Source organism: Vibrio sp. GLN_1 (assembly GCF_043106015.1).
GTDB lineage: Bacteria > Pseudomonadota > Gammaproteobacteria > Enterobacterales > Vibrionaceae > Vibrio > Vibrio parahaemolyticus.
Genome location: NZ_JBICMD010000035.1, coordinates 397362 through 420195, shown reverse-complemented (window position 1 = coordinate 420195; position 22834 = coordinate 397362). Strand labels below are relative to the sequence as shown.

18 protein-coding genes are annotated in these 22834 nt (G+C 43.7%); 6 read left to right on the top strand and 12 right to left on the bottom strand.

The annotated features are described in order from the left end of the window. Positions 1-22: 22 nt before the first annotated feature. Entirely contained in the window at positions 23-1027 is a 1005-nt protein-coding gene (locus tag ACF8OV_RS17080; RefSeq protein ID WP_015297019.1) for an NAD-dependent epimerase, read from the bottom strand. Positions 1028-1517: 490 nt separating this feature from the next. Between ACF8OV_RS17080 and ACF8OV_RS17075 the strand changes: the two genes are divergently transcribed. Beyond that, on the top strand, positions 1518-1757 hold the full coding sequence (locus tag ACF8OV_RS17075; RefSeq protein WP_015297020.1) for a hypothetical protein: 240 nt from the start codon (positions 1518-1520) through the stop codon (positions 1755-1757). Positions 1758-1828: 71 nt separating this feature from the next. On the opposite strand, the gene ACF8OV_RS17070 is transcribed toward ACF8OV_RS17075, so the two are convergent. The 8 genes from ACF8OV_RS17070 to sohB form a co-directional block, all read right to left on the bottom strand. Further along, positions 1829-3667, bottom strand: coding sequence for an extracellular solute-binding protein (locus ACF8OV_RS17070; protein WP_015297021.1), 1839 nt, complete (start codon positions 3665-3667; stop codon positions 1829-1831). A 434-nt stretch (positions 3668-4101) separates the two neighbouring features. Beyond that, positions 4102-4803, bottom strand: a complete 702-nt coding sequence (pyrF, locus tag ACF8OV_RS17065; RefSeq protein WP_025502055.1) for an orotidine-5'-phosphate decarboxylase — start codon at positions 4801-4803, stop codon at positions 4102-4104. A gap of 90 nt (positions 4804-4893) precedes the next feature. Then, positions 4894-6069 carry a lipopolysaccharide assembly protein LapB gene (gene lapB, locus ACF8OV_RS17060; protein ID WP_005481625.1) on the bottom strand — a complete coding sequence of 392 codons (1176 nt, stop codon included), beginning with the start codon at positions 6067-6069 and terminating at the stop codon, positions 4894-4896. Positions 6070-6087: 18 nt separating this feature from the next. Then, on the bottom strand, positions 6088-6381 hold the full coding sequence (locus ACF8OV_RS17055) for a lipopolysaccharide assembly protein LapA domain-containing protein (protein WP_025634541.1): 294 nt from the start codon (positions 6379-6381) through the stop codon (positions 6088-6090). A 250-nt stretch (positions 6382-6631) separates the two neighbouring features. After that, complete coding sequence (ihfB, locus tag ACF8OV_RS17050) at positions 6632-6913, bottom strand: integration host factor subunit beta (RefSeq protein ID WP_005491075.1); 282 nt, start codon at positions 6911-6913, stop codon at positions 6632-6634. Between the two features lie 204 nt (positions 6914-7117). Next, complete coding sequence (rpsA, locus tag ACF8OV_RS17045; RefSeq protein WP_005494602.1) at positions 7118-8788, bottom strand: 30S ribosomal protein S1; 1671 nt, start codon at positions 8786-8788, stop codon at positions 7118-7120. A gap of 110 nt (positions 8789-8898) precedes the next feature. Then, positions 8899-9579 (bottom strand): (d)CMP kinase, encoded by a 681-nt coding sequence (gene cmk / locus ACF8OV_RS17040; protein ID WP_005494601.1) that lies wholly within the window; start codon positions 9577-9579, stop codon positions 8899-8901. Between the two features lie 247 nt (positions 9580-9826). Beyond that, positions 9827-10888, bottom strand: coding sequence for a protease SohB (sohB, locus tag ACF8OV_RS17035; protein ID WP_015297023.1), 1062 nt, complete (start codon positions 10886-10888; stop codon positions 9827-9829). Positions 10889-11143: 255 nt separating this feature from the next. On the opposite strand from sohB, the gene ACF8OV_RS17030 reads away from it, so the two are divergent. From ACF8OV_RS17030 to ACF8OV_RS17015, 4 genes are all read left to right on the top strand, one after another. Continuing rightward, positions 11144-11890, top strand: a complete 747-nt coding sequence (locus ACF8OV_RS17030; protein WP_005453938.1) for a YciK family oxidoreductase — start codon at positions 11144-11146, stop codon at positions 11888-11890. A gap of 131 nt (positions 11891-12021) precedes the next feature. Further along, entirely contained in the window at positions 12022-12714 is a 693-nt protein-coding gene (imuA, locus tag ACF8OV_RS17025) for a translesion DNA synthesis-associated protein ImuA (RefSeq protein ID WP_015297025.1), read from the top strand. Between the two features lie 4 nt (positions 12715-12718). Then, complete coding sequence (locus ACF8OV_RS17020; protein WP_043045305.1) at positions 12719-14122, top strand: DNA polymerase Y family protein; 1404 nt, start codon at positions 12719-12721, stop codon at positions 14120-14122. 6 nt (positions 14123-14128) lie between these two features. Further along, positions 14129-17206 carry an error-prone DNA polymerase gene (locus ACF8OV_RS17015; RefSeq protein WP_203504749.1) on the top strand — a complete coding sequence of 1026 codons (3078 nt, stop codon included), beginning with the start codon at positions 14129-14131 and terminating at the stop codon, positions 17204-17206. Between the two features lie 58 nt (positions 17207-17264). Here the strand turns inward: ACF8OV_RS17015 and ACF8OV_RS17010 are convergent, their stop codons facing one another. Together ACF8OV_RS17010 and ACF8OV_RS17005 are read right to left on the bottom strand one after the other, a co-directional pair. After that, positions 17265-18218: a chemotaxis protein CheV gene (locus ACF8OV_RS17010; RefSeq protein ID WP_005494587.1), complete on the bottom strand. Its 954-nt coding sequence runs from the start codon at positions 18216-18218 to the stop codon at positions 17265-17267. Between the two features lie 288 nt (positions 18219-18506). Next, entirely contained in the window at positions 18507-19724 is a 1218-nt protein-coding gene (locus ACF8OV_RS17005) for an ROK family protein (protein WP_005494578.1), read from the bottom strand. Positions 19725-20145: 421 nt separating this feature from the next. Here ACF8OV_RS17005 and pyk point away from each other — a divergent pair, with 421 nt between their 5' ends. Continuing rightward, positions 20146-21588 carry a pyruvate kinase gene (pyk, locus tag ACF8OV_RS17000; protein ID WP_140067871.1) on the top strand — a complete coding sequence of 481 codons (1443 nt, stop codon included), beginning with the start codon at positions 20146-20148 and terminating at the stop codon, positions 21586-21588. A 68-nt stretch (positions 21589-21656) separates the two neighbouring features. Here the strand turns inward: pyk and ACF8OV_RS16995 are convergent, their stop codons facing one another. Then, entirely contained in the window at positions 21657-22808 is a 1152-nt protein-coding gene (locus tag ACF8OV_RS16995) for a patatin family protein (RefSeq protein WP_317675837.1), read from the bottom strand. Between the last annotated feature and the right edge of the window lie 26 nt (positions 22809-22834).

The window sequence follows — 22834 nt, the reverse complement described above, 5'->3', positions numbered from 1 at the left end:
AAAGTTCTGAATGACAAATCTTTTACTTGTTATAAAAATTCCGGTACCAAGCGACAAACTCGGCAATACCTTCTTCTACGGAAACTGACGGCCGATAACCAGTGGCTTGATAGAAAGCTGTTGTATCAGCATAGGTTTGGTATACATCTCCTGGCTGCATCTCTCGATAATTTTTCTTTGCTTCTATTCCGAGTTCATTTTCTATTGCTTTGATAAAATCCATCAAACAAATCGGTGAACCATAACCAATATTGTAAATAGAATAAGGAGCAGAACTATCCGCTGGAGTACTATTTTCAAACTGCCATCGCTGATTAATTCTTGGTATGACATCAGAAATTCTGACTATCCCTTCGACAATGTCATTAATATGGGTAAAGTCCCTCCACATATCGCCATTATTATTAATATCAATAGACTGACCGTTAATTATTTTCTCAGTAAAGATAAAAGGCGCCATATCTGGACGTCCCCAAGAACCATACACAGTAAAAAAACGCAAGCCTGTTGTAGGAAGTTGATAGAGATGAGAATAACTATGCGCCATCAATTCATTAGATTTTTTAGTCGCTGCATATAAAGAAACGGGGTGATCAACATTATCCGATGTAGAGAAAGGCACTTTCTTGTTTAAGCCGTAAACGGAGCTGGAAGATGCATATATGAAATGCTTGATATGGCTTTTACGACAAGCTTCTAAGACGTTTAAAAATCCACTTAAATTCGATTCAGCGTAACAATGTGGGTTTACAAGTGAATATCTAACACCAGCCTGTGCGGCAAGATGGATAACTCTGTCAAACTTTTCTTTCTCAAATAAACGTTCTATTTCATTTTTATTTGATACATCCATATTAAAGAATCGAAATAATGGATTTTTTATAAAATTTAATCTTGCATACTTTAACTCAACATCATAATAGTCATTGATATTATCAATACCTATAACCTCATATCCTAATGAGTTTAGTTTTCTAATAGTTGCACTACCAATAAAACCTGCCGCACCTGTAACTAAGTACTTCATAAATTAACACCATAAGACGCATACAACAAAAATAGTAGTAATTTATTGATATGTAAAGCTAATTAACTAGCGCCACTTCTTGGTTATATTGAATTTAATGATGCTGTGATTTTGATCTAGATTATTATGAAAAACGAAGAAAAACATCCATCTTAATAGTGAAGTTAATTAGAAAGAGTATTTTTATTACGTTATTTATATTTCATATTTATTTAATGAAAACTCAATTATTTCCATTCATAATCTACATTTGATAAAGAATAAAAATACTTACTTCGGTTTTACATTAAGCATAATATCGCCATCCAAGCATTAGATGCTTAGACTTTCTGCTAGCTCACCTCTACCTCAAAGCGTTTGACACTGGTACGAACTGCACAAATTGATCTCCATCAGTCTGTGCTCCACAGGTTAGTGATACTCTACCGCCAAATATAAAGCCCACGTCCTATGGCTCAGCAAAGCCTGTAGATAAGGTCATTAAGTAGCAATGTCGATTAATATTTCAGATCTAACGAATGCACTAACTAAAGTCGAAAACGTTCATAAAGTTCAGTTGGAAAATGTCCATCAGTTTTTCAAAACAAATGAAGCGTTATCAATCGAAACATTCAGTCAAATCATCGCCTGTGATTCTATTGATGAACGATTTAAAACGATCGACAAAGCGTTTTCGCCCCTAGGTGATGTAAAAACTTACCTATTAGAGGCGTCTTACTTAGTTAGCTAACGCAGCATAATCCACAAACAAAAAGCCCCACTCATATGGTGGGGCTTTCTTTCTATCTTAGTCAGTAACGATTACAGCTTGTAGCGATCATCAATCACGGTGACTTCTGGGAAGGCTTTACCGCTCTTCATGGCTTTTTCAGTCTCTTTCTTAACGGATTCATCAATCCAGAAGTTACCGATATCCATTGGGTGCAGAACCCATTCCGTTGCTTTAGTCATGCCATCTTTTGGAATTTTAACCCAACGCCAATGTGCTACACGTGAGTAAGGCACCATGTACCCAGGAACAATAATATTTGCTTCTTTTACGTATTCTTGAATCTGGTGCGACAGCTCATAACGTTTATTCTGATCAAACTCAGCATCATACGCTTCGATCAACTTATCGAGTTCTGGGCTACTGTAGTTGGTGTGAGCATTGGTTTGCGGCTTGTTCGCATTGTCAGAATGCAAGTACTCCCAGTAAGCTGGAATCTCACCAGATCCCATGTTCAGGAATGCCAGCTGGTGCTTCTTCTCTAGAATGTACTTAAACGCAGATGAACCATCGACCAAGTTCAATGTGAACTCTAGACCTGCCAGCTTCGCTTGCTCTTTTAAGTATGCAATACGAGGTGTCCATGAGTTGTAACCGTACGTAATCGCAAAGCTTAAACGTTGGCCTTTGTCGTTTACGCGAATACCATCTGAACCTAAAGTATCAAAACCTGCTTTTTCGAAATGCTTAACCGCAGCATCGACATCAAACTTTGGCGGTGTGTTGTTTGGATCGTCATACTCACCATGACCAAAGCCCAAACCATGTGGCTTACGTGAGTAGTCACCACGCATGATGTTCTCTATCATGCCATCAAAATCTGTTGCAGCCATGATGCCTTTGCGCACTTCAAGATTATCCAACAAAGGCATTGCCGTATTCATCCATACGCCACCAGCGCCTTGTGGTGATTGGTTGAATCCCCAATACTTTTGGATATAACCTTTTTTGTAAACATCAGTGTTCGTTTTATCGTGCCAAAAGCTTGGTAGCACCATTTCAAAGTAATCGAGATTACCTTTTTCGAAGTGCTTCATCGCAATGTCAGGATCGCGAATAACTGTGATACGGACTTTCTCTACGTTATAACGGTTCTTGTAGTAACGATTGTTGTAGCCCCACCAATCTTCACCAACATGCTTAAAGGTAACACTTTTCCCTTTTTTAACCTTATCTAGGTAGTATGGTGCTGCCGTTGGTTCAGCTTTGAAGTTGAATTTACGTACAAAGTTATCCGGCATGCCATCGTTGTTTTCATCCTTCTCACCTTTGAAAAAGTGTTTTGGACGAGGTTGGAAGCCATTGCTTGGCATATTAATCATGACCATCAGAGAATCATGACTCTGTGCAACCGCTAAATTAACACGGATGGTGTAATCATCAATTTTTTCCACGCTAACAATGCTGTTGGTAAAAAAGTCATTGTACCAAGGGTCAATAATGTCTTTTGAGGTGTAGTACTGCATCATGAAGACATAATCATCGGCCGTGATCTTCTCACCATCAGACCATTTAGCGGTGTCATCAAGCTTAAAATAAACCGTTTTATTATCTTCACCAAATGCCCATGACTTAGCCAATTGAGGAATCCACTTACCCGTATTTGGGTGACGTTGAGCCATTTTGGGCGTGCCATCCATCAAATATTGACGCAATCCAGAGTTAGCATCCGGACCAACACTGCGTAATGTCTGCGGAAAACTTTCGATGTAAGTGCGGTAAGTTCCACCATAAACGGCTTCTTCCGAAGCAAATAACGGCTCATTATTATTTGAAACCCACTCGATATCAGCAGGCAACTCAGCTGCATGCAGTTGAAAACTGACAGCAGTCAGTGCAGCCAAAACTGAAAATGGCATTTTTTTGGTCATATTTCTTCCTTGTTGTGTTTGCGCACTAAGGTCAGTACAAGGAAGACGAGTGTGAAGCTCACGATAGGCTGCGGACGCGACAGTACGCAGATAGGAAATAGTAGGAGCATAATATGAAAGCGACATCCTGCCGACTTCTATATTGATTTCAAAGAGTTTCACCAGATCATCCTAGACCTTACAACGCAGTGAATGCATCTTCGACATAGTATTCGTTACCTATTTGTAACGCAAGCCATCTACAGCACATGGTTGCATTTTCGGCTTATCATTATCAATTATGTTATTAAAGTGTGATCGATATAGTGCATTCCCCTGCAGGACTAAGAATAATCCGTAGAACCTTTGTTCTCATCGGGTAATTCGTTGTTCTGAGAAAGAAAAAAGGTGAGGCATCCTAGCCTCACCTTTATCCATTTAATGCTCGAATGTTATTACTTGCTAGCTAAACTGTCGTTGATAGATTTCAATACGGCAGCAGGGTCCGTCGCCTGAGTGATCGGACGACCAATAACAAGGTAGTCAGAACCCGCTTGAATAGCATCAACTGGCGTCATAATACGACGTTGGTCGCCTTGCTCAGAACCAGCAGGACGAATTCCTGGAGTGATAAGTTTAAACTCTTTACCTAGCTCATTTTTAAGTAGTGAAGATTCTTGCGCAGAGCACACTACACCATCGAGACCTGAGTTCTTAGTCAATGTCGCTAGACGAATCACTTGCTCTTGCGGTTCGACATTCAGACCAATACCTGCCAAGTCACTTTGTTCCATGCTAGTCAGTACCGTTACACCAATCAGAAGTGGACGGTCTTTACCATATGGCTCAAGAATCTCACGTGATGCTGTCATCATACGTTCACCACCGCTTGCATGAACGTTCACCATCCATACACCTAACTCAGCAGCAGCGCGTACCGCTTTTGAACAGGTGTTCGGGATATCATGAAATTTCAAATCCAGGAATACAGAAAAACCACGTTTGTGGAGTTCACGTACGAAATCAGGACCAAATAGCGTAAACATTTCCTTGCCGACTTTTAGGCGACATGACGCAGGATCAATTCTATCTACAAACGCTAGCGCATCAGCTTGGTTATCATAATCCAGTGCGACAATAACTTTTTGGTCGATCATTTCATCTCCTAATTATTTTTGGTTCTTTTACTTGTTAGACATAAGGTTAAAAAAAAGCAGCGGACAGAAACTCTGCCAGCTGCATTAAAACTATTCACCATCCAATCCGCGGATTGGCTTGATCGTCCCCCACCCTTTACAGGAAGGGCAATGCCAATAAAGGGAATGAGTAGAGAAGCCACACTTCCTGCATCGGTAGTGCGGTTTTACTTTTAATTGTTCTCCAACCATCGCTTGTAATGTAGATAAACTGTCTTTTGCGCGACCGTCTTCAGCCTCTGCAATGTGGTAGTCAATCAGGCGATAAAAGCCCTTCATGGTTGGATTTTTCAGTAGCTGTTTCGTCAGCAATTCTTGGGCAGCGCCGACGCTTTCATGGTGAGCGACTAACTGAGCCAGCATCAACTCCGCTGACACCCCTGCCTTTTTATCAATGCAGGCGCGTAAAAACTCGACCAGTTCATCTTCTTGCCCGAGATGGTGATAGCACTCAGCAATTGTCGGCAAAACATCGCTCACAAAGTCTTTGTCTTGCTCCAATACACCCGTTAGATACTTAATGGTTTGTTTGTAGTCTTCTGACTCCAAGTAAATCCGGCCGAGCGAAATACTTGCTCGAACACATTTTGGATCTTCGGAAAGTGCTTTTTTGAAATGCTGGATAGCTTTATTCGAATTGCCATCAGCTTGGTCTAGCATGGCAATTTCACACCAAAAATGCGCAATATTTGTACGCATACGACTACGCTGATTACCCATTTTAGCTAGCTGATTGGCGTAATGAATCGCTTTTTCCCATTCACGCGTTTGCTGGTAAATAGTGACTAACTGTTGGAGCGCCGCCTCTTTGTAATCAGGCTCTTCAACTAGTTGTTCGAAGATTTTTTCAGCTCGGTCTAAAAAGCCCGACACCATATAGTCTTTCGCTAACTGCTGCAGGGCTAGGTTTTTCTGATCTAGAGTCAAACCAGAACGAGAAATGAGATTTTGGTGGATACGAATAGCACGGTCGACTTCACCACGAGAACGGAAAAGATTACCCAGCGCTAAGTGAGTATCAATCGTTTCGTTATCAACTTGGAGCAATTCAATAAAGTGGTCTACGGCTTTATCTGATTGATCAGAGAGCAGTAAGTTCAGACCCGCCATATACTGACGGGAAATTTGATGAGATTGCTTCTGCTTGTCTTGCTGAGCGCTGCGATGCCCCATGTACCAGCCATACGCAGCCGCTATCGGCAACAACAAGAAGAGTAGTTCAAGCATTAAAGTTAAGCCTTATCCTTATGCCTGTTTTTCAATGGCTGGCTTTGCAGTTTTTTCTGCTTCAGCCGGCTCGTACTTTTTCAGTTTCTTTTTAAGACGTCGAACTTGAAGCTGAGTTTTTAGTTGAATGCTAGCGAAGATAACCCAAGCTACAGCAAAACCAACCACAAATACCACGCCCAATAGCGTTGATAAATGGAATTCTCCTTTCGCTACAAGGTAATTAAAGGTCACAAGTTCTTGGTTTTGTGAGCCTAAAGCCAGTGCAACTAAAAAGAGAACTAAAACAGCAACGATTTTTATAATTTTCATTTTACATCACCCTTCGAGGAGTAAGTAGATAAGATTATGCAGGAAAATGCTTCTTCAGACTACGTATATTAGCAATAATCTATACCCAAGTAACCTCAAGATGCTGGGTTTGTAGACACACCCTAGAAGTTAAAGTTATTTGGGTATCACAACTTGCGTATGAAATAACCTAATTGAATTTTCGTAAGCGATATTACAAAAAAGCGGCATACACAAAAGTATGCCGCTTTTTTAATCCAATAAGAGTGCGTTAGCCTAGATTCACACGCTCACGAAGCTCTTTACCAGGTTTGAAATGTGGAACGTATTTACCTTCCAATTCCACTTTGTCGCCCGTTTTAGGGTTACGACCGACGCGAGGCTCACGGTAATGAAGAGAAAAACTACCAAAGCCACGGATCTCGATACGATCACCGCTCTCTAGTGTAGAGGCCATGTGCTCTAAAATATCTTTTACAGCATCCTCTACCTCTTTCGCTGATAAATGTGTTTGCTCAGCGCAGAGTCTTTCAATCAGTTCAGACTTAGTCATAGTTGCCCTCTTTGAGTATCTTTATCACTCATTATAGTAAGTAATACTAATTCCAACAAACACTTGCTAACAATTCTAGACAAAATTTACGCAAATTGCGTAATGATGAAATGCCTTTTATTAAGATAGTTTACCAGCATTAGTATTACTACTTTGAACATAAAAAAGGAGCCTTGCGGCTCCTTTTTAGCTTAAGCGAGTATATTATTCGCCTTTAGCAGCTTTGAAAGCGTCAGCCATTGCATTACCAAAAGCAGCTTCGTCTTGCTTGTTGATAGATGCCATTGCTTCTTGCTCTTCAGCTTCGTCTTTAGCTTTGATAGATAGGTTGATTACGCGGTTCTTACGGTCTACACCTGTGAACTTAGCTTCAACAACATCACCAGCGCTTAGGATTAGAGAAGCATCTTCTACGCGATCGCGAGATACTTCAGAAGCACGGATGTAACCTTCAACGCCTTCTGCGATTTCAACAGTAGCACCTTTAGCGTCAACTGCAGTTACAGTAGCGTTAACTAGAGTACCTTTCTTGTTGTCAGCAACGTAAGCATTGAATGGGTCGTTTTCCATTTGCTTGATGCCTAGAGAGATACGCTCACGCTCAGCGTCTACTGCTAGAACAACTGCAGAGATCTCGTCGCCTTTCTTGTACTCACGTACAGCTTCTTCGCCAGCAACATTCCAAGAAATGTCAGATAGGTGAACTAGACCATCGATGCCGCCTTCTAGACCGATGAAGATACCGAAGTCAGTGATTGACTTGATCTTACCAGTAACTTTGTCGCCTTTAGCTTGTGCTTCAGCGAATGACTGCCATGGGTTAGCTTTACACTGTTTCAGACCTAGAGAGATACGACGACGTTCTTCGTCGATTTCAAGAACCATAACCTCAACTTCGTCGCCAACATTAACAACTTTAGAAGGGTGGATGTTCTTGTTAGTCCAATCCATTTCAGAAACGTGTACTAGACCTTCAACGCCTTCTTCGATTTCAACGAAGCAGCCGTAGTCAGTTAGGTTAGTTACGCGACCAGTTAGTTTGTGACCTTCTGGGTAACGCTTAGCGATTGCTACCCATGGATCTTCGCCTAGTTGCTTAAGACCTAGTGATACGCGAGTACGCTCACGATCGAACTTAAGAACTTTAACTTGGATCTCGTCACCAACGTTAACGATTTCAGATGGGTGCTTAACGCGCTTCCAAGCCATATCTGTGATATGTAGAAGACCGTCAACGCCACCTAGGTCAACGAACGCACCGTAGTCAGTAAGGTTCTTAACGATACCTTTAACTTCAGAACCTTCTTGTAGAGTTTCTAGAAGCTCGTCACGCTCAACGCTGTTTTCAGATTCGATAACAGCACGACGTGAAACAACTACGTTGTTACGTTTTTGGTCAAGTTTGATAACTTTGAACTCTAGCTCTTTGTTTTCTAGGTGAGCAGTGTCGCGGATTGGACGTACGTCTACTAGAGAGCCAGGAAGGAAAGCACGGATACCGTTTAGTTCAACAGTGAAACCGCCTTTAACTTTACCGTTGATGATACCAACAACAGTTTCAGCTTCTTCGTAAGCTTTCTCAAGAACGATCCAAGCTTCGTGACGCTTAGCTTTCTCACGAGAAAGTTGAGTTTCACCGAAACCATCTTCAACAGCGTCTAGAGCTACGTCTACTTCAGCGCCAACTTCAACTTCAAGTTCGCCAGCAGCGTTCTTGAACTGTTCAGCAGGGATAGCAGATTCAGACTTAAGACCAGCGTCAACAAGAACGAAACCGTTCTCGATAGCTACTACAGTACCTTTAACGATGCTGCCTTGTTGGAATTCTGTTTCGTTTAGAAACTCTTCAAAGAGTTGAGCAAAAGATTCAGTCATTTATTTAATCTTCAATAAATTAAACGTCCACGGGTATCCTACCTCATGGGGTTATTAAATTCGCCGGTCATCATCCTTGCGACCAACGCTCTTAGCTTAGCCGAGTATCATTACTCAGCTAGCTTCGATTCGATATATTGTAGTGCCTTTTCTACTACTTCGTCGATAGTCATCGACGTAGAATCTAGCACAAGCGCATCCTCTGCAGGGCGCAGTGGCGCCACTGGGCGGTTACGATCTCGGTCGTCACGCTCTTGGATCTCGCTTAAAAGGTCAGCAAATTTAACATCTAACCCTTTATCTTGCAACTGTTTAAGGCGTCGATTTGCACGCTCTTCCGCGCTTGCATCAAGGAAAATTTTTGCTTGAGCACTTGGGAATACAACCGTACCCATATCACGACCATCAGCAACAAGACCAGGAGCGGCTTCAAACGCACGCTGACGGCGCAATAATGCTTCGCGAACGCGTGGTAATGCAGCCACTTTAGACGCTGCCATACCCGTTTCTTCTTTACGAAGCTCACCTGAGACATCTTCACCTTCTAAGATAACCTTCACTAGGTCACCTTCGGCGATAAATTGGACGTCTAGGTGTGTCGCTAGCGGGACAAGAGCATCTTCAGACTCAGTATCAACACCGTGGTGAATAGCAGCGAGTGCAAGTACACGATAAATTGCGCCAGAGTCTAAGAGTTGGAAACCCAACTTTTTCGCCAGCAACATACATAAAGTGCCTTTACCTGCACCACTAGGTCCATCTACGGTTACAACCGGAGTTTGAGAGGACATGTTCTTCTCCACCTATAGTTTCTTTTTAGCAATTTGCTCGGTTTTCGAGGCGCGTATTATACGGGTAATCGCCTTCTGGAGCGAGGAAAAATGTCGTGTAAAGCATTACACCCAATGCTCACTTGGGTTCATCAGGACACATAAAAATAAGTTCTGGATATTGAGTCGTTTGTAGACAAATTAGTTCCAATAAAAATGGCGAGAGCTTTCACTCTCGCCATGTTGAATGACCGAATTATCTCATTGATTAGACAATTGGTTTTTGACCACGCTCTGCAAGTTTAAGCACAACACTGTCAGCGACTTTACTTGCTACACCAGCAAGCTTGTCTGCCAATTTTTTCTTCTGCACGTAATGAACGGCTAACACTGTTTTTTCTTTGCACGCAGCAACAACAAGATCGTCAGAGGTGCTGATTTCATCCACTAATCCCAACTCTTTAGCTTGAGTACCAAACCAGTGCTCACCCGTCGCCACTTTTTCCAATTCTAAACTTGGACGACGCTCACGGATGAAGTCTTTGAACAATACGTGCGTTTCTTCTAGCTCTTGCTTGAATTTATCACGTGCTTTGTCGGTGTTTTCACCAAACATGGTTAGCGTGCGTTTGTATTCACCAGCCGTTAACTGCTCGTACTCGATGTCGTGCTTTTTCAGCAGCTTATTGAAGTTTGGAATTTGTGCGATGACACCAATCGAACCCACAATCGCAAATGGTGCAGAAACAATTTTGTCTGCTACACAAGCCATCATGTAACCGCCACTTGCTGCTACTTTATCAACCGAGATGGTCAGAGGAAGTCCGGCCGCTTTGATGCGATCAAGTTGAGAGGAGGCTAAGCCGTAACCATGAACCATACCACCACCAGACTCTAGACGAAGCAATACTTCATCGCCTTCACGAGCAACAGCCAAAATGGCAGTGATTTCTTCACGTAGAGACGCGACTTCTTTTGCATCGATGCTACCGTTGAAATCAAGAACAAACAGGTGTGGTTCGCGTTTGCTGTCTAGCGAACCCTCTTTGCTCGCTTGTTTGATTTCTTTCTCGCGAGATTTGTTCTTCTCTTTTTCTTCTTTCTTCACCGCTTTGTCACGAGCTTTGATAAAAGCATCGTCATGCAAATAGTGTTCAAGCTGCTCGATAGATTGCTTGTGCTGTTCAGAAAGATTCGTCACTTCGAGTTCGCCTTTTGCAGCGCCCGATTTGCTACCAACCGATTTAACAAGGATGAGAATGACAATGATCGCAGCAACAACTGTCACAATCTTGGCCAAGAATAAGCCGTAATCTAATAAAAATTCCAATGAGAGCTCCTTTATCTCATTCCAGCGAATATGTCGCTATGCTACACCGATAAATCAGAGAGAAGGCAACGTGGTTTGTAACCACTTGTTCTGATTGATAGCATACCTAACGAAAGTTCTGGAATTGGTATAACACATGAATTGGTGTATTGTAACCAACTTGTCACGATTACCAAGATTTTCCATTGAGAAACAGGCGTATTTTAGCGCTAACCCACTACATGGACCCTCTTACAATAATAAGGATTAAATACCGTGAACTACTCCGTTTCAAAAGATGCCCTAGAAGGTAAAGTCATTCTTGTTACTGGTGCCGGTAATGGCATTGGCCGCCAAGCGGCGCTTTCTTACGCCAAGCACGGTGCGACTGTGATTCTATTAGGCCGAAACGTTAAGAATCTTGAATCCATCTACGACGAAATTGAAGCCGCAGGTTACCCACAAGCCGCGATCATCCCTCTCGATTTAAAAGGCGCGACCAAGCAAAACTACATTGATATGGCCGAAACCATTGAAGGTCAATTTGGTCAACTAGATGGTTTATTACACAATGCTGGTGTTCTTAGCGCGTTATGTCCGTTCGAGCAGATCAACGAAGAGGACTTCGATGACATCATGCAGATTAACGTAAAAGCCGAGGTGCTGATGACTCAAGCGCTACTGCCTGTTATGCGTAAATCTGAAGCAGGTCGCATTATCTTTACCTCTTCTACCGTTGGCCATTCTGGCCGTGCTTTTTGGGGTCCATATGCGATATCTAAGTTCGCAGTGGAAGGTATGATGCAAGTATTGGCGGACGAGTTGAGTGACACGCCAATGCGCGTTAACGCAATTAACCCTGGTGCGACTCGAACTCGCATGCGTGAGAAAGCGTACCCAGGTGAAGACGCGAACACGCTGAAAACACCGCTAGACATTATGCCGCTGTATCTGCATTTGATGGATCCTGCGATGACAGACATACACGGCCAGTGTATTGACGCCCAACCTAAGCGTAAGTAATACATTATCACAACCTCACATAATCGATTAAAAAGGCAGCAAACGCTGCCTTTTTTCATTTTCTCACTGACAAAAATCTTGCGTGTTTTCACCATAGAAATATACTGTATATATATACAGGTATTTTATTTATGCAAGACATCTTACAACACTTAAAAAGCCAGCATCTTGTTTGGCAGGCCAATTTAACAAAAGCGGACGACCATCAATTCCTAAGCAGCTCCGGTTTTGCTGAGCTAGACGAATTGCTTGGTGGCGGCTTTCCTTCTCACGGTGTGGTAGAGATGGAATCCGTAGGCAGTATTGGTGAACTGCGTTTACTCGCTCCATATCTAAAAGCGTCTCTTTCGAGAGGGGTAACCGCATTCATTCAACCTCCAGCGTTAATGAATTCGCTTTTTCTACACAATATTGGCTTAGATATAAACCAAGTTTGGATCGTAAGTCCTACACATCATCGAGATGCTTTGTGGGCCGCAGAACAGTGTCTGAAAAGTGGTGTTTGTGCCAACGTATTGCTATGGCAAGACGAACTAGAAATCCACCAAGTAAAACGCTTACAGGTTGCCAGTGAACAAGGCGCTTGTCCGCTTTTTATGCTCAAACCAAGCATGGCAAATCGCTTGTCCCTACCTGTGTCATTGAGCTTAAAGCTGCAAGGTCATGAACAGGGCGTAAATGTGGAAGTATTGAAACGCAAAGGGGGCTGGAACAAAGGCAGTATCAATATCGACTTTCAACATGATTACCCGCAGTTGGTGATGCCAGTGATGACTCATATCCCATCGACTGTGGTGAACTTCCCATTGGCGAATCAAGGATAATCACATGGTTTTGTGGATCTACTTGCACTTCCCTCACCTACAGTTGGATGCGCTGTTTGGCAACAACCAAGAGCACCCGGTCGTCATTGTCGAAAGTCAACGCTGCCGGATTATTCAATACAACGAGACGGCCGAGCAGCAAGGCATTAAGCCAAATATGGGCTTAGGCAGTGCTGCGTCTTTGTGCCATGACTTGCAAGTGCATCCTTACCACCCACAAACGGAGTGGAATAAGTTGCAAGAGGTGGCTCAATGGATGTATTTGGTCACTTCTGATGTCGTATTGATGCCAAACCAAGGTATTTTGCTGCGTGCGACGCCAATGCTTAATCTCTATGAAGGATTACAAAACTATTGGAATAAAATCCGAACTCATTTAGATGAACTAAAATTGAGCTTTCAGTTTGGTTGTGGCTTCTCACCTTTTTCCGCTAAATTGATGGCGTTATCTGGTGCGAATGTGCTTAGCGAAGATAAAACTTCTACCCAAAAAGCTTTATTTCCGTTGCCATTAACCCTAACCGATTTATCGCCCTCCAATGTTGAAAAACTCCAACGAGTGGGCGTAACAACGCTGCAAGGGTTACTGGAATTGCCATTGCAAGACATCGCTCGCCGTTTTGATATTGATTTAGTCAACTACGTCGGACGCCTTACTGGTCAGTTCAAACACCCTGTCGACTTTTACCATCCAACCGAATCGTTCCAAGTGTATTTGGAGTTACTGTTTGAGATCGAAAATGTTCAGTGGATTGAAAAACCGTTAGCAAAGCTCCTTCGCCAACTCGAAACCTTTCTAAAATTGCGAGACAAAGTCGCCTTTGAACTTCGCTTAACGCTCCATCAACGCGATAAACACGAGCAGCATCTTCAACTCACCTCTGCTCAAGGCGATTATCTATGCCATCGCTGGCAACAACTGGCGAGTTTGAGCTTAGAGTCGCTCACGCTTAATGGAGCGGTGATCGGTTTGACACTCAAAGTTGTTCGTCAGGGTGAGCCTTTAAGTGCTGCGCGAGATCTTTTTTCTGGGCCCAAAGGACAGATGAATGCGTTAGAACTGCTCTCTTTACTCCAAGCTAAACTTGGGAAAAGTGCAGTGCTCAAACCAGATATTGCCTGCGACCCAAGACCGGAGAAAGCCAGCCAATACCGACTAGCCGATGAGCCAGACGTACCCACTCATAGCATCCCAGATTTGCTGCGACCAGCAATGCAACTGCCTGCCCCAATTGCTCTGCAAGAACAAGTATCGCTGGTGCATGGACCAGAACGAATCGTATCCGGATGGTGGGATGGCGACGAAATTATGCGCGATTACTACATTGCTCATACCAAGCAAGGTCGCTGGTTATGGGTATTTCGCGATCAACATAAACATTGGTTTCTTCATGGCTATTTTTGTTAAGTCGTTATGAGTTACGCAGAATTATTTTGTCAGTCTAATTTCTCTTTCCTCACTGGCGCTTCTCATGCAGAAGAGCTTGTGTTGCAAGCGGCTTTTTATCGCTACCATGCCATCGCGATTACTGACGAGTGCTCGGTCGCTGGCGTGGTCAAAGCCCATGCAACGATTGAACAGCATAAACTTGATATCAAACAGATCGTCGGCAGTATGTTCTGGCTCAACGAAGAAGAGTGCCAAATAGTCCTACTTTGCCCCTGCCGTAAAGCTTATGCTGAGATGTGCCGTATCATCACTAACGCGAGACGACGCAGCGAAAAAGGCAGTTATCAGCTTTCTGAGTGGGATCTGATGTCGATTCGTCACTGCTTAGTATTGTGGCTTCCTACCCATCAAGCGAGTGACCATTACTGGGGGCGCTGGCTCAATCAACACCATAACAATCGACTATGGGTTGCGATTCAACGTCATCTTGGTGGCGACGATGATGCCTACACAAATCACTGCGAGAAGCTAGCTCACGAATTGCAACTGCCTATTACAGCTTGTGGCGGCGTACTCATGCACACGGCTGAGCGCCTGCCTTTACAACATATACTCACCGCCATTAAGCATGGTTGCAGTGTTGATAAGCTGGGCTTTGAACGTCTGTCTAATGCTGAACGCGCATTACGACCACTGAATAAGTTGGTTCGTATCTACAAACCAGAGTGGCTAGAGGAAAGTAAGTACATCGCGGATTTGTGCGAATTCAAATTGTCTGATCTGAAATACGAATACCCTACAGAACTGATTCCTAATGGCTATACACCAAATTCTTACTTACGACTGTTGGTGGAACAAGGTAAAGAGCGTCGCTTTCCTGAAGGCGTGCCGGAGGACATCAACCAAACCATCGAAAACGAACTGAGGTTGATAGAAGACCTCAAGTACCATTATTACTTTTTAACCATTCATGACATCGTCATGTTTGCTAAACAGCAAGGCATTCTTTATCAAGGCCGAGGATCAGCGGCGAATTCCGTCGTGTGTTACTGCTTAGAAATCACCGCCGTCGATCCAAGACAAATCTCCGTCTTGTTCGAACGATTTATCAGTAAGGAACGCAAAGAGCCACCAGATATCGACGTTGACTTCGAACACGAGCGCCGTGAAGAAGTCATTCAATACATTTATAAAAAATACGGACGTGAACGTGCCGCTCTTGCCGCAACAGTGATCAGTTATCGCTTCAAAAGTGCGGTACGTGAGGTCGGAAAAGCGTTAGGTATTGAAGAGACCCAATTGGATTTTTTCATCAAAAATGTTAACCGCCGAGACCGTAGCCAAGGTTGGCAAGCACAAATTATTGAGCTTGGTTTGCAACCAGAATCGCTCAAAGGTCAGCAGTTTATCCAACTGGTGAATGAGATCATTGGTTTTCCTCGTCATCTTTCTCAGCATGTCGGCGGCTTCGTGATTTCATCTGGTCCATTATATGAATTGGTGCCCGTTGAAAATGCAGCAATGGAAGATCGAACTATCATTCAATGGGATAAGGACGATCTCGAAAGCTTAGAGCTTCTGAAAGTCGATGTATTGGCGCTCGGGATGCTCAATGCTATCCGTAAATGCTTTCAATTAATTGAGAAACACCATCAGCGATCACTTTCAATTGCTGAGATCACTCGCCGACAAGATGATCCTCATGTATATCGCATGCTCCAAAAAGCAGACACCGTTGGCGTTTTTCAAATCGAATCTCGCGCGCAAATGAGCATGCTGCCTCGCTTAAAACCAGCTTGTTATTACGACTTAGTTATTCAAATCGCGATCGTACGCCCAGGGCCGATTCAAGGCGACATGGTTCACCCGTTTTTGAAAAGGCGCAACGGCGAAGAGCCTGTCAGCTATCCATCAGAAGCAGTGAAAAGCGTTTTAGAAAGAACCATGGGCGTGCCTATATTCCAAGAACAAGTCATCAAACTTGCCATGGTCGCTGCGGGGTTTAGTGGTGGCGAGGCTGATCAACTTCGTCGAGCCATGGCGTCATGGAAAAAGAATGGTGATTTAGCCAAGTTTAAGCCTAAGCTGCTCAATGGCATGCAAGAGCGAGGTTACGACTTAGCATTTGCGGAGCGCATTTTTGAACAAATTTGTGGCTTTGGTGAATACGGATTTCCAGAAAGTCATTCAGCGTCTTTCGCCGTTTTGGCGTATTGCTCGGCATGGCTAAAATACTACTATCCCGCAGAGTTTTATACGGCACTGTTAAACAGCCAACCAATGGGGTTTTACAGCCCTTCTCAATTGGTGCAAGACGCTCGTCGTCACGGCGTCGAAGTTCTGCCTATCTGTGTCAATCATTCCTATTACCAACATCATTTGATTCAACGCCCCAATGGCCGACTTGGTGTGCAACTGGGCTTTCGATTGGTTAAGGGCTTTAATGAGGAAGGCGCGACTCGCTTAGTCGAACGACGACCAAAAACGGGCTATCACTCAATACAAGAGGTCAAACAAATCTTGAGAAGTCGTCGTGATATCGAATTATTAGCTTCTGCAAATGCCTTTCAGATCTTATCGGGTAACCGTTATAACGCACGTTGGGCAGCAATGGATTCACTGTCTGATTTGCCTTTGTTTCATCATATCGAAGAGCCAAGCGTTGGCTATCAAGCACAGCCATCTGAATATGAAAGCCTTATTGAAGACTATGCCAGTACAGGTCTTTCGCTGAATCGACACCCAATTACTCTGCTAGAAGAAGCGGGAATACTTCCTCGCTTTACGCGTATGAAGCAATTGGTTGATAAAGAGCATAAATCGCTTGTGACTGTGGCAGGTGTCGTCACCGGAAGGCAGTCCCCAGGCACTGCAGCAGGCGTTACATTTTTCACCTTAGAAGATGACACTGGCAACATTAACGTTGTGGTATGGAGTGCGACGGCAAGAGCGCAAAAGCAAGCTTACCTCACCTCAAAAATATTGATGGTAAAAGGTATTTTGGAACGAGAGGGAGAAGTCATCCACGTCATTGCGGGTAAATTGATTGACTGTACTCATTACTTATCCAACTTGCAGAGTAAGTCTCGTGACTTCCATTAAGAATGAGTAGATACAACAAAGGGAGGTTACCCTCCCTTTGTTTACATTCATTGATGAGTTAGGCGTTTGTAGAAAGCACCTGACGCAAACGATCTTGTGCTACTTCAACTAACAAATCTGGCTGGAATTTTGAGATAAAACGATCACAGCCTACCTTTTGCACCATCGCCTCGTTAAAGCTACCGCTGAGTGACGTGTTCAATGTGATGAACAACTTCGACATACGAGGATCGCTACGGACTTCGTGAGTCAATTTGTAACCATCCATCTCTGGCATTTCAGCGTCCGTGATCATCATTAACAGCTCTTTTTCAACATCACGACCTTCATCACACCAACGTTTGAGCACCGTTAATGCCTCTAAACCATCTCGGCACTCGATGATGTTCATACCCAATTGAGAAAGGGTGTCACGTACTTGGTTTCTTGCTGTCGAAGAGTCGTCTACGATAAGAACGTTACGTCCAACCATCGACTGTGATAAGTCGTGATCTAAGATATCTTCTGAGATAGTGACATCATAATGAACGATTTCCGCCAACACTTTCTCAACGTCAATAATCTCAACGATTTGAGAAGTATCACCATCTTTCACTTGGGTGATAGCTGTGAGGTAGTTAGAGCGTCCAGAAGTCGATGGCGGCGGCTGAATTTCAGTCCATGCGGTATTGATGATGTTACGTACCGGACCAACAAGGAAACCCTGCACCGAACGGTTATATTCCGTCACGATCAAGTTTTCTTCTTCCGCTTCTCCACGAAGAGGAGGAAAACCAATCGAACAACGTAAATCAATCACAGGTACAGCTTCACCTCGAAGAGAAGCAACACCACGGATGTTGTAGTGTGAGCCAGGCAGCTTAGTCAACGGCGGAAGCTTTATCACCTCTTTCACTTTGAACACATTAATCGCAAATAACTGACGACTGTTTAACGTGAACAGCAAAAGTTCCAGTCGGTTTTCACCCACTAAGTTCGTACGCTGATCAACCGTATTTAAAACTCCGGACATACTACTACCTAAATTCTGAACGATTATTTTTCACTCTTTATTGGAAACCTTGCTGAGAATACAAGGCGACGTTTTTTAATGAGTGTATAGATATCTAAGTAAACTCAATACGTTAGCTTGATACGTTTAACATCATGAGCCAAATTAGATATAAGTGCAAATTACATCAATGACGTGCACATAGCAATGCACTGCTGCTCAGATTCGTCATTTGATGGCTTTTTAAGATCAAAAAAGGGTGCGCTCTTGAGCCACACCCTAAATCAAATTAAAGATAGAAAGAAGTGATTAACCTTCCACCACCTTCATTAACAACTGCCCATCATACAGAGCTTGTTTTATCAGCGCAGCGCCCGGCATCGTCGCTTGTTTATAAAAGCGAGATTCCACCAGCTCAAGATCTTGGTGATAAACAGGCAAGCTTTGTTCTTCAATACAACGGCGAACGGCTGGATAAAGCACCTCTTTCGCTTGGTTAATTACCCCACCAATCAAAATCTTTTCTGGGTTAAACAAGTTGATCACGATAGCAATTGCAGAACCTAAATAGCGTCCCAATTTTTCAATCACATCAACCGCGAGAGGATCGCCATTTGCCGCGGCTTCACAGATACTTTCGATACTCATCTCTTCTTGAGCCGCGAGAATAGAAGCTTCACCTTCAGAGATGCGTCTTACCACTTCTTCACGAATCGCTTGCGAGCTGGCAACCGTTTCTAAGCAACCAATGTTGCCACAGTGACATCGCTTCCCGTTGGGATCAATTTGAATATGCCCTAGTTCACCGATATTACCGTGGCGGCCTTGAAGAACTCGCCCATCAAGAATGATACCGGCGCCTAAACCATGGTGAATCGAAATAAGAACAGAGTTGTCATTTTCTTGGGAATGACCAAAGAGCTTTTCAGCTAAAGCCCAAGCACGCGTGTCGTTGGCAATAAAGACCGGCAAACCCGTCGCTTTGTAAATCTCTGGCCCCAAAGCAAGGTTTTCGACGTTATAGTGAGGCATTTGTAGCACCACGCCCTGCTCAGAGTTTACAAGGCCTGGAAGCGTAATCGCGATGCTAGTAACGCGATCGAGCTGATCGGCATACGTCTGAAAAAAATCGTCAATTTCGTAGAGCAGACGCTCAAGAACATCGTCTTGGTCACGTTCATGAATTTCGATTTTGGTATCGATCAAGACATCGCCACCCAACTCATGCAGAGCAATAGTCAGATAGCCACGACCTAAACGCATCGACAGAAACTGCCAACCTTCGTTGTTAACTTGTAGACCTACGGCAGGACGACCACGACTTGTCGCCTCTTGTACGGTAGTTTCATGAATCAAGTGTGCTTCGATTAATTCTCGAGTGATTTTGGTGATACTCGCAGGCGCAAGCTCACTTTGCTTCGACAAATCAATTCGAGAAATTGGACCTTTTAGGTCAATAAGTTTATATACACGACCAGCATTGACCTGTTTGATATGATCAATATGGCCCGGTTGAGCCATGTACATCTTGCACTCCGAAATTCTATAACGAGACAATTTTTTTACTTTGCGAAGTAATTGTGAAGTGAATTAATAAATCCCCGTGACAAGCATCACGTATAAACATGTTTGTTTGTGTATTCAATCAAATAACGGGAAATCTACTCCTGTTAAATTGTTTGAAAAATAACTTATTTTATTCTTCAAATTAGGAGAGCAACATAAGCGACCACAGAGCATCCCTACAAAGAGGTTTTCGCTAACTCGTTAGTCCTCTATGTATTATCCGTCTGTTTTAGCGAGTGTTACTCTTCATGCAAACAATCTGTGCATATACTTATACCTAACTAGCATCGAGCTTAGAAAATACTGACCTCGACAGTGGTTAGATTAAGTAAGAATAAAATTTGAGTTACCTTGTCCTACACCTGCATTCTTCGGAGAATTTATGACTTCCAAATTAAGAAGAACGAAAATTGTCACCACTCTTGGCCCTTCAACTGATAAAGACAATGTGCTGGAGGAGATCATCAAAGCTGGTGCGAACGTCGTTCGTATGAACTTTTCTCACGGTACAAGTGAAGACCACATTCAACGCGCTAAAAAAGTACGCGCGATTGCCGCAAGATTAGGGCGTCAGGTTGCCATTCTTGGCGATTTACAGGGACCTAAAATTCGCGTTTCAACCTTTAAAGACAGTAAAATCACACTCAAAGTTGGCGATAAATTCACACTAGATAGCGACTTACCAAAAGGCGAAGGGAACCAAGAATCCGTTGGTTTGGATTACAAAGAACTGCCTCAAGATGTTTCACCGAACGACATTCTACTGCTTGATGATGGCAGAGTTCAATTGCAAGTCACCAGCGTAGAAGGAAATAAAGTCCATACCCGTGTGACCGTTGGTGGTCCATTATCCAACAACAAGGGCATCAACAAAAAAGGCGGTGGCTTATCAGCCGATGCACTCACGGAAAAAGACAAAGCTGACATCATCACAGCCGCAGAAATTAAGGTCGACTATTTGGCCATTTCTTTCCCACGCAATGGCGAGGACATGCACTATGCCAGACGCTTGGCCCGGGATGCCGGCTTAGAAGCAAAACTCGTCGCAAAAGTAGAACGTGCAGAAACCGTCGCCACGAGCGAGTCGATTGACGATATCATCCTAGCTTCTGACGTCGTGATGGTCGCTCGCGGCGATTTAGGCGTTGAGATTGGCGATCCTGAGCTGATCGGTGTTCAGAAAAAACTCATTCGTCGAGCTCGAAGTTTGAACCGCGTTGTCATTACTGCAACTCAAATGATGGAATCGATGATCAATAGCCCAATGCCAACGCGTGCAGAAGTCATGGACGTAGCAAACGCCGTTTTGGATGGCACCGATGCCGTGATGCTGTCTGGAGAGACCGCTGCCGGTCAATATCCGGTAGAGACCGTGAAATCAATGGCGGATGTCTGTATTGGCGCAGAAAAGATGTCTGAAGCAAGTCTATCGACCTACCGTCTCGACCGCACCTTTGAAACAGCAGAAGAGACCATTGCAATGGCAACCATGTACTCAGCGAACCACATGGAAGGCATCAAAGCGATGATTGCGTTAACAGAGTCAGGAAGAACTGCTTTGATGATGTCACGCCTAAGCTCTGGTTTGCCGATTTTTGCTTTATCGCGTAACGAATCGACGCTCAACCGCGCAGCGTTATATCGTGGCGTGACGCCAGTGTACTTTGATGCGAAATGCGATGCGGGCTTACCAACCGCTCAAGCCGCAATTTCCAGCCTCAAAGATCAAGGTTACTTACATGAAGGTGACTTAGTGATCATCACTCAAGGTGACGTGATGGACGTCGTTGGTTCAACCAACTGCATGCGTATTCTGCCAGTCTAACGTAATAGAAATGCTAAGGGCTCCAGTGGAGCCCTTTTTTGTTTATCGCTTAGGTGACTTACGCTAGCTTAAGCACTTTCTCTACCTTCAAGGTCCATATTCAGTTGATCGTATAACTGAACCAGATTAAACCCGGCTTGCAAGCCCAATTGATAATCATGTTCTAACGCTTCTGGTTCACTCAGGAGTGAAGAAGATTTCAAGCCCTCTTTGGGCGCAATTTGCAAAATAAACGTGTCGTCCGGTGGGTTTGATAAAAACGCCTGCGTTAGCTCAAAGGTCTGATAGTGAATCATCAGCATATCGGCCAAGCCAGAATCAAAATTCTCACCAATCAAATGGCTTAATCGATACAAATTATCAGCACCAAATAACCAACGACCACCGTTGAGAAGCATTTTCCCAGTTAACTTAGACTGGTGCGCAGTATTAATTTTTTGTTGGAAGAAAGACGTCCAGTCAGACTTCCATTGGCTGACTTTTTGTTGCCAAGATTGCTGCACCGAGTTTATGGATTCGCGATACCATTCTACTGGCACGTCTCCGATTTCACTTTGCGCCCTCGCCTCTATCTCAGAGAAGGGTTCTGTGCGAATCACAATAATGTTGCGCGCATTTTGTCGCCACGCTTCTTGAACCGGAATCGAGGCTGATACACCACCATCCACAAACTTTTGCCCATTTACATCGACAGGGCCATGGTACAACTTAGGAATCGCACAAGTGGCTAGCATGGTGTGGAACCAATCATCCCCAAGAATCGGCAAATACTGATCGGATAAATTTTCCACGTTCGTAACGGCTGCAAACGCTCCTCTTCCAGCCAAGGTCTTACGCCCTAAATCGAGATCAAGTTTGTAAGGACAATCTTGGATTCTTTCTAGCGCCCACTCAAGACTCAAGTATTGTTGCTTACGAATGTAGCGGAAAAGATTAAAAAACTCAGGAGAAGTAGTCAGTTCGGTAATGAACGCTTTACCCATGCCATGTTGACGACATAAATACGAGCAAAGGTTTAGAGCACCTGCAGAAGTGCCGTAAAACTCATCGAAAGGATCGAAATTAGAAAGGAGTAGTGCGTCCAACACTCCAGCGGTAAAAATCCCTCGCTGCCCTCCTCCTTGTGTGACTAGAGCAGTTTTGCCATGTCTAAAGTGCTCATAAACTTCTATATCGAGCTCTGTATGGCTTTCGGTGATTATACCGCTGTTACGTATCATCGGCTCACGCCAGTTTTCTGATGCTT

Excerpts from the sequence above, each read along its gene's own strand:
- ACF8OV_RS17080 (WP_015297019.1), bottom strand. The coding sequence starts at position 1,027 with ATGAAGTACTTAGTTACAGGTGCGGCAGGTTTTATTGGTAGTGCAACT.
- ACF8OV_RS17075 (WP_015297020.1), top strand. The coding sequence starts at position 1,518 with ATGTCGATTAATATTTCAGATCTAACGAATGCACTAACTAAAGTCGAA.
- ACF8OV_RS17070 (WP_015297021.1), bottom strand. The coding sequence starts at position 3,667 with ATGACCAAAAAAATGCCATTTTCAGTTTTGGCTGCACTGACTGCTGTC.
- pyrF (WP_025502055.1), bottom strand. The coding sequence starts at position 4,803 with ATGATCGACCAAAAAGTTATTGTCGCACTGGATTATGATAACCAAGCT.
- lapB (WP_005481625.1), bottom strand. The coding sequence starts at position 6,069 with ATGCTTGAACTACTCTTCTTGTTGTTGCCGATAGCGGCTGCGTATGGC.
- ACF8OV_RS17055 (WP_025634541.1), bottom strand. The coding sequence starts at position 6,381 with ATGAAAATTATAAAAATCGTTGCTGTTTTAGTTCTCTTTTTAGTTGCA.
- ihfB (WP_005491075.1), bottom strand. The coding sequence starts at position 6,913 with ATGACTAAGTCTGAACTGATTGAAAGACTCTGCGCTGAGCAAACACAT.
- rpsA (WP_005494602.1), bottom strand. The coding sequence starts at position 8,788 with ATGACTGAATCTTTTGCTCAACTCTTTGAAGAGTTTCTAAACGAAACA.
- cmk (WP_005494601.1), bottom strand. The coding sequence starts at position 9,579 with ATGTCCTCTCAAACTCCGGTTGTAACCGTAGATGGACCTAGTGGTGCA.
- imuA (WP_015297025.1), top strand. The coding sequence starts at position 12,022 with ATGCAAGACATCTTACAACACTTAAAAAGCCAGCATCTTGTTTGGCAG.
- ACF8OV_RS17020 (WP_043045305.1), top strand. The coding sequence starts at position 12,719 with ATGGTTTTGTGGATCTACTTGCACTTCCCTCACCTACAGTTGGATGCG.
- ACF8OV_RS17015 (WP_203504749.1), top strand. The coding sequence starts at position 14,129 with ATGAGTTACGCAGAATTATTTTGTCAGTCTAATTTCTCTTTCCTCACT.
- ACF8OV_RS17010 (WP_005494587.1), bottom strand. The coding sequence starts at position 18,218 with ATGTCCGGAGTTTTAAATACGGTTGATCAGCGTACGAACTTAGTGGGT.
- ACF8OV_RS17005 (WP_005494578.1), bottom strand. The coding sequence starts at position 19,724 with ATGTACATGGCTCAACCGGGCCATATTGATCATATCAAACAGGTCAAT.
- pyk (WP_140067871.1), top strand. The coding sequence starts at position 20,146 with ATGACTTCCAAATTAAGAAGAACGAAAATTGTCACCACTCTTGGCCCT.
- ACF8OV_RS16995 (WP_317675837.1), bottom strand. The coding sequence starts at position 22,808 with ATGATACGTAACAGCGGTATAATCACCGAAAGCCATACAGAGCTCGAT.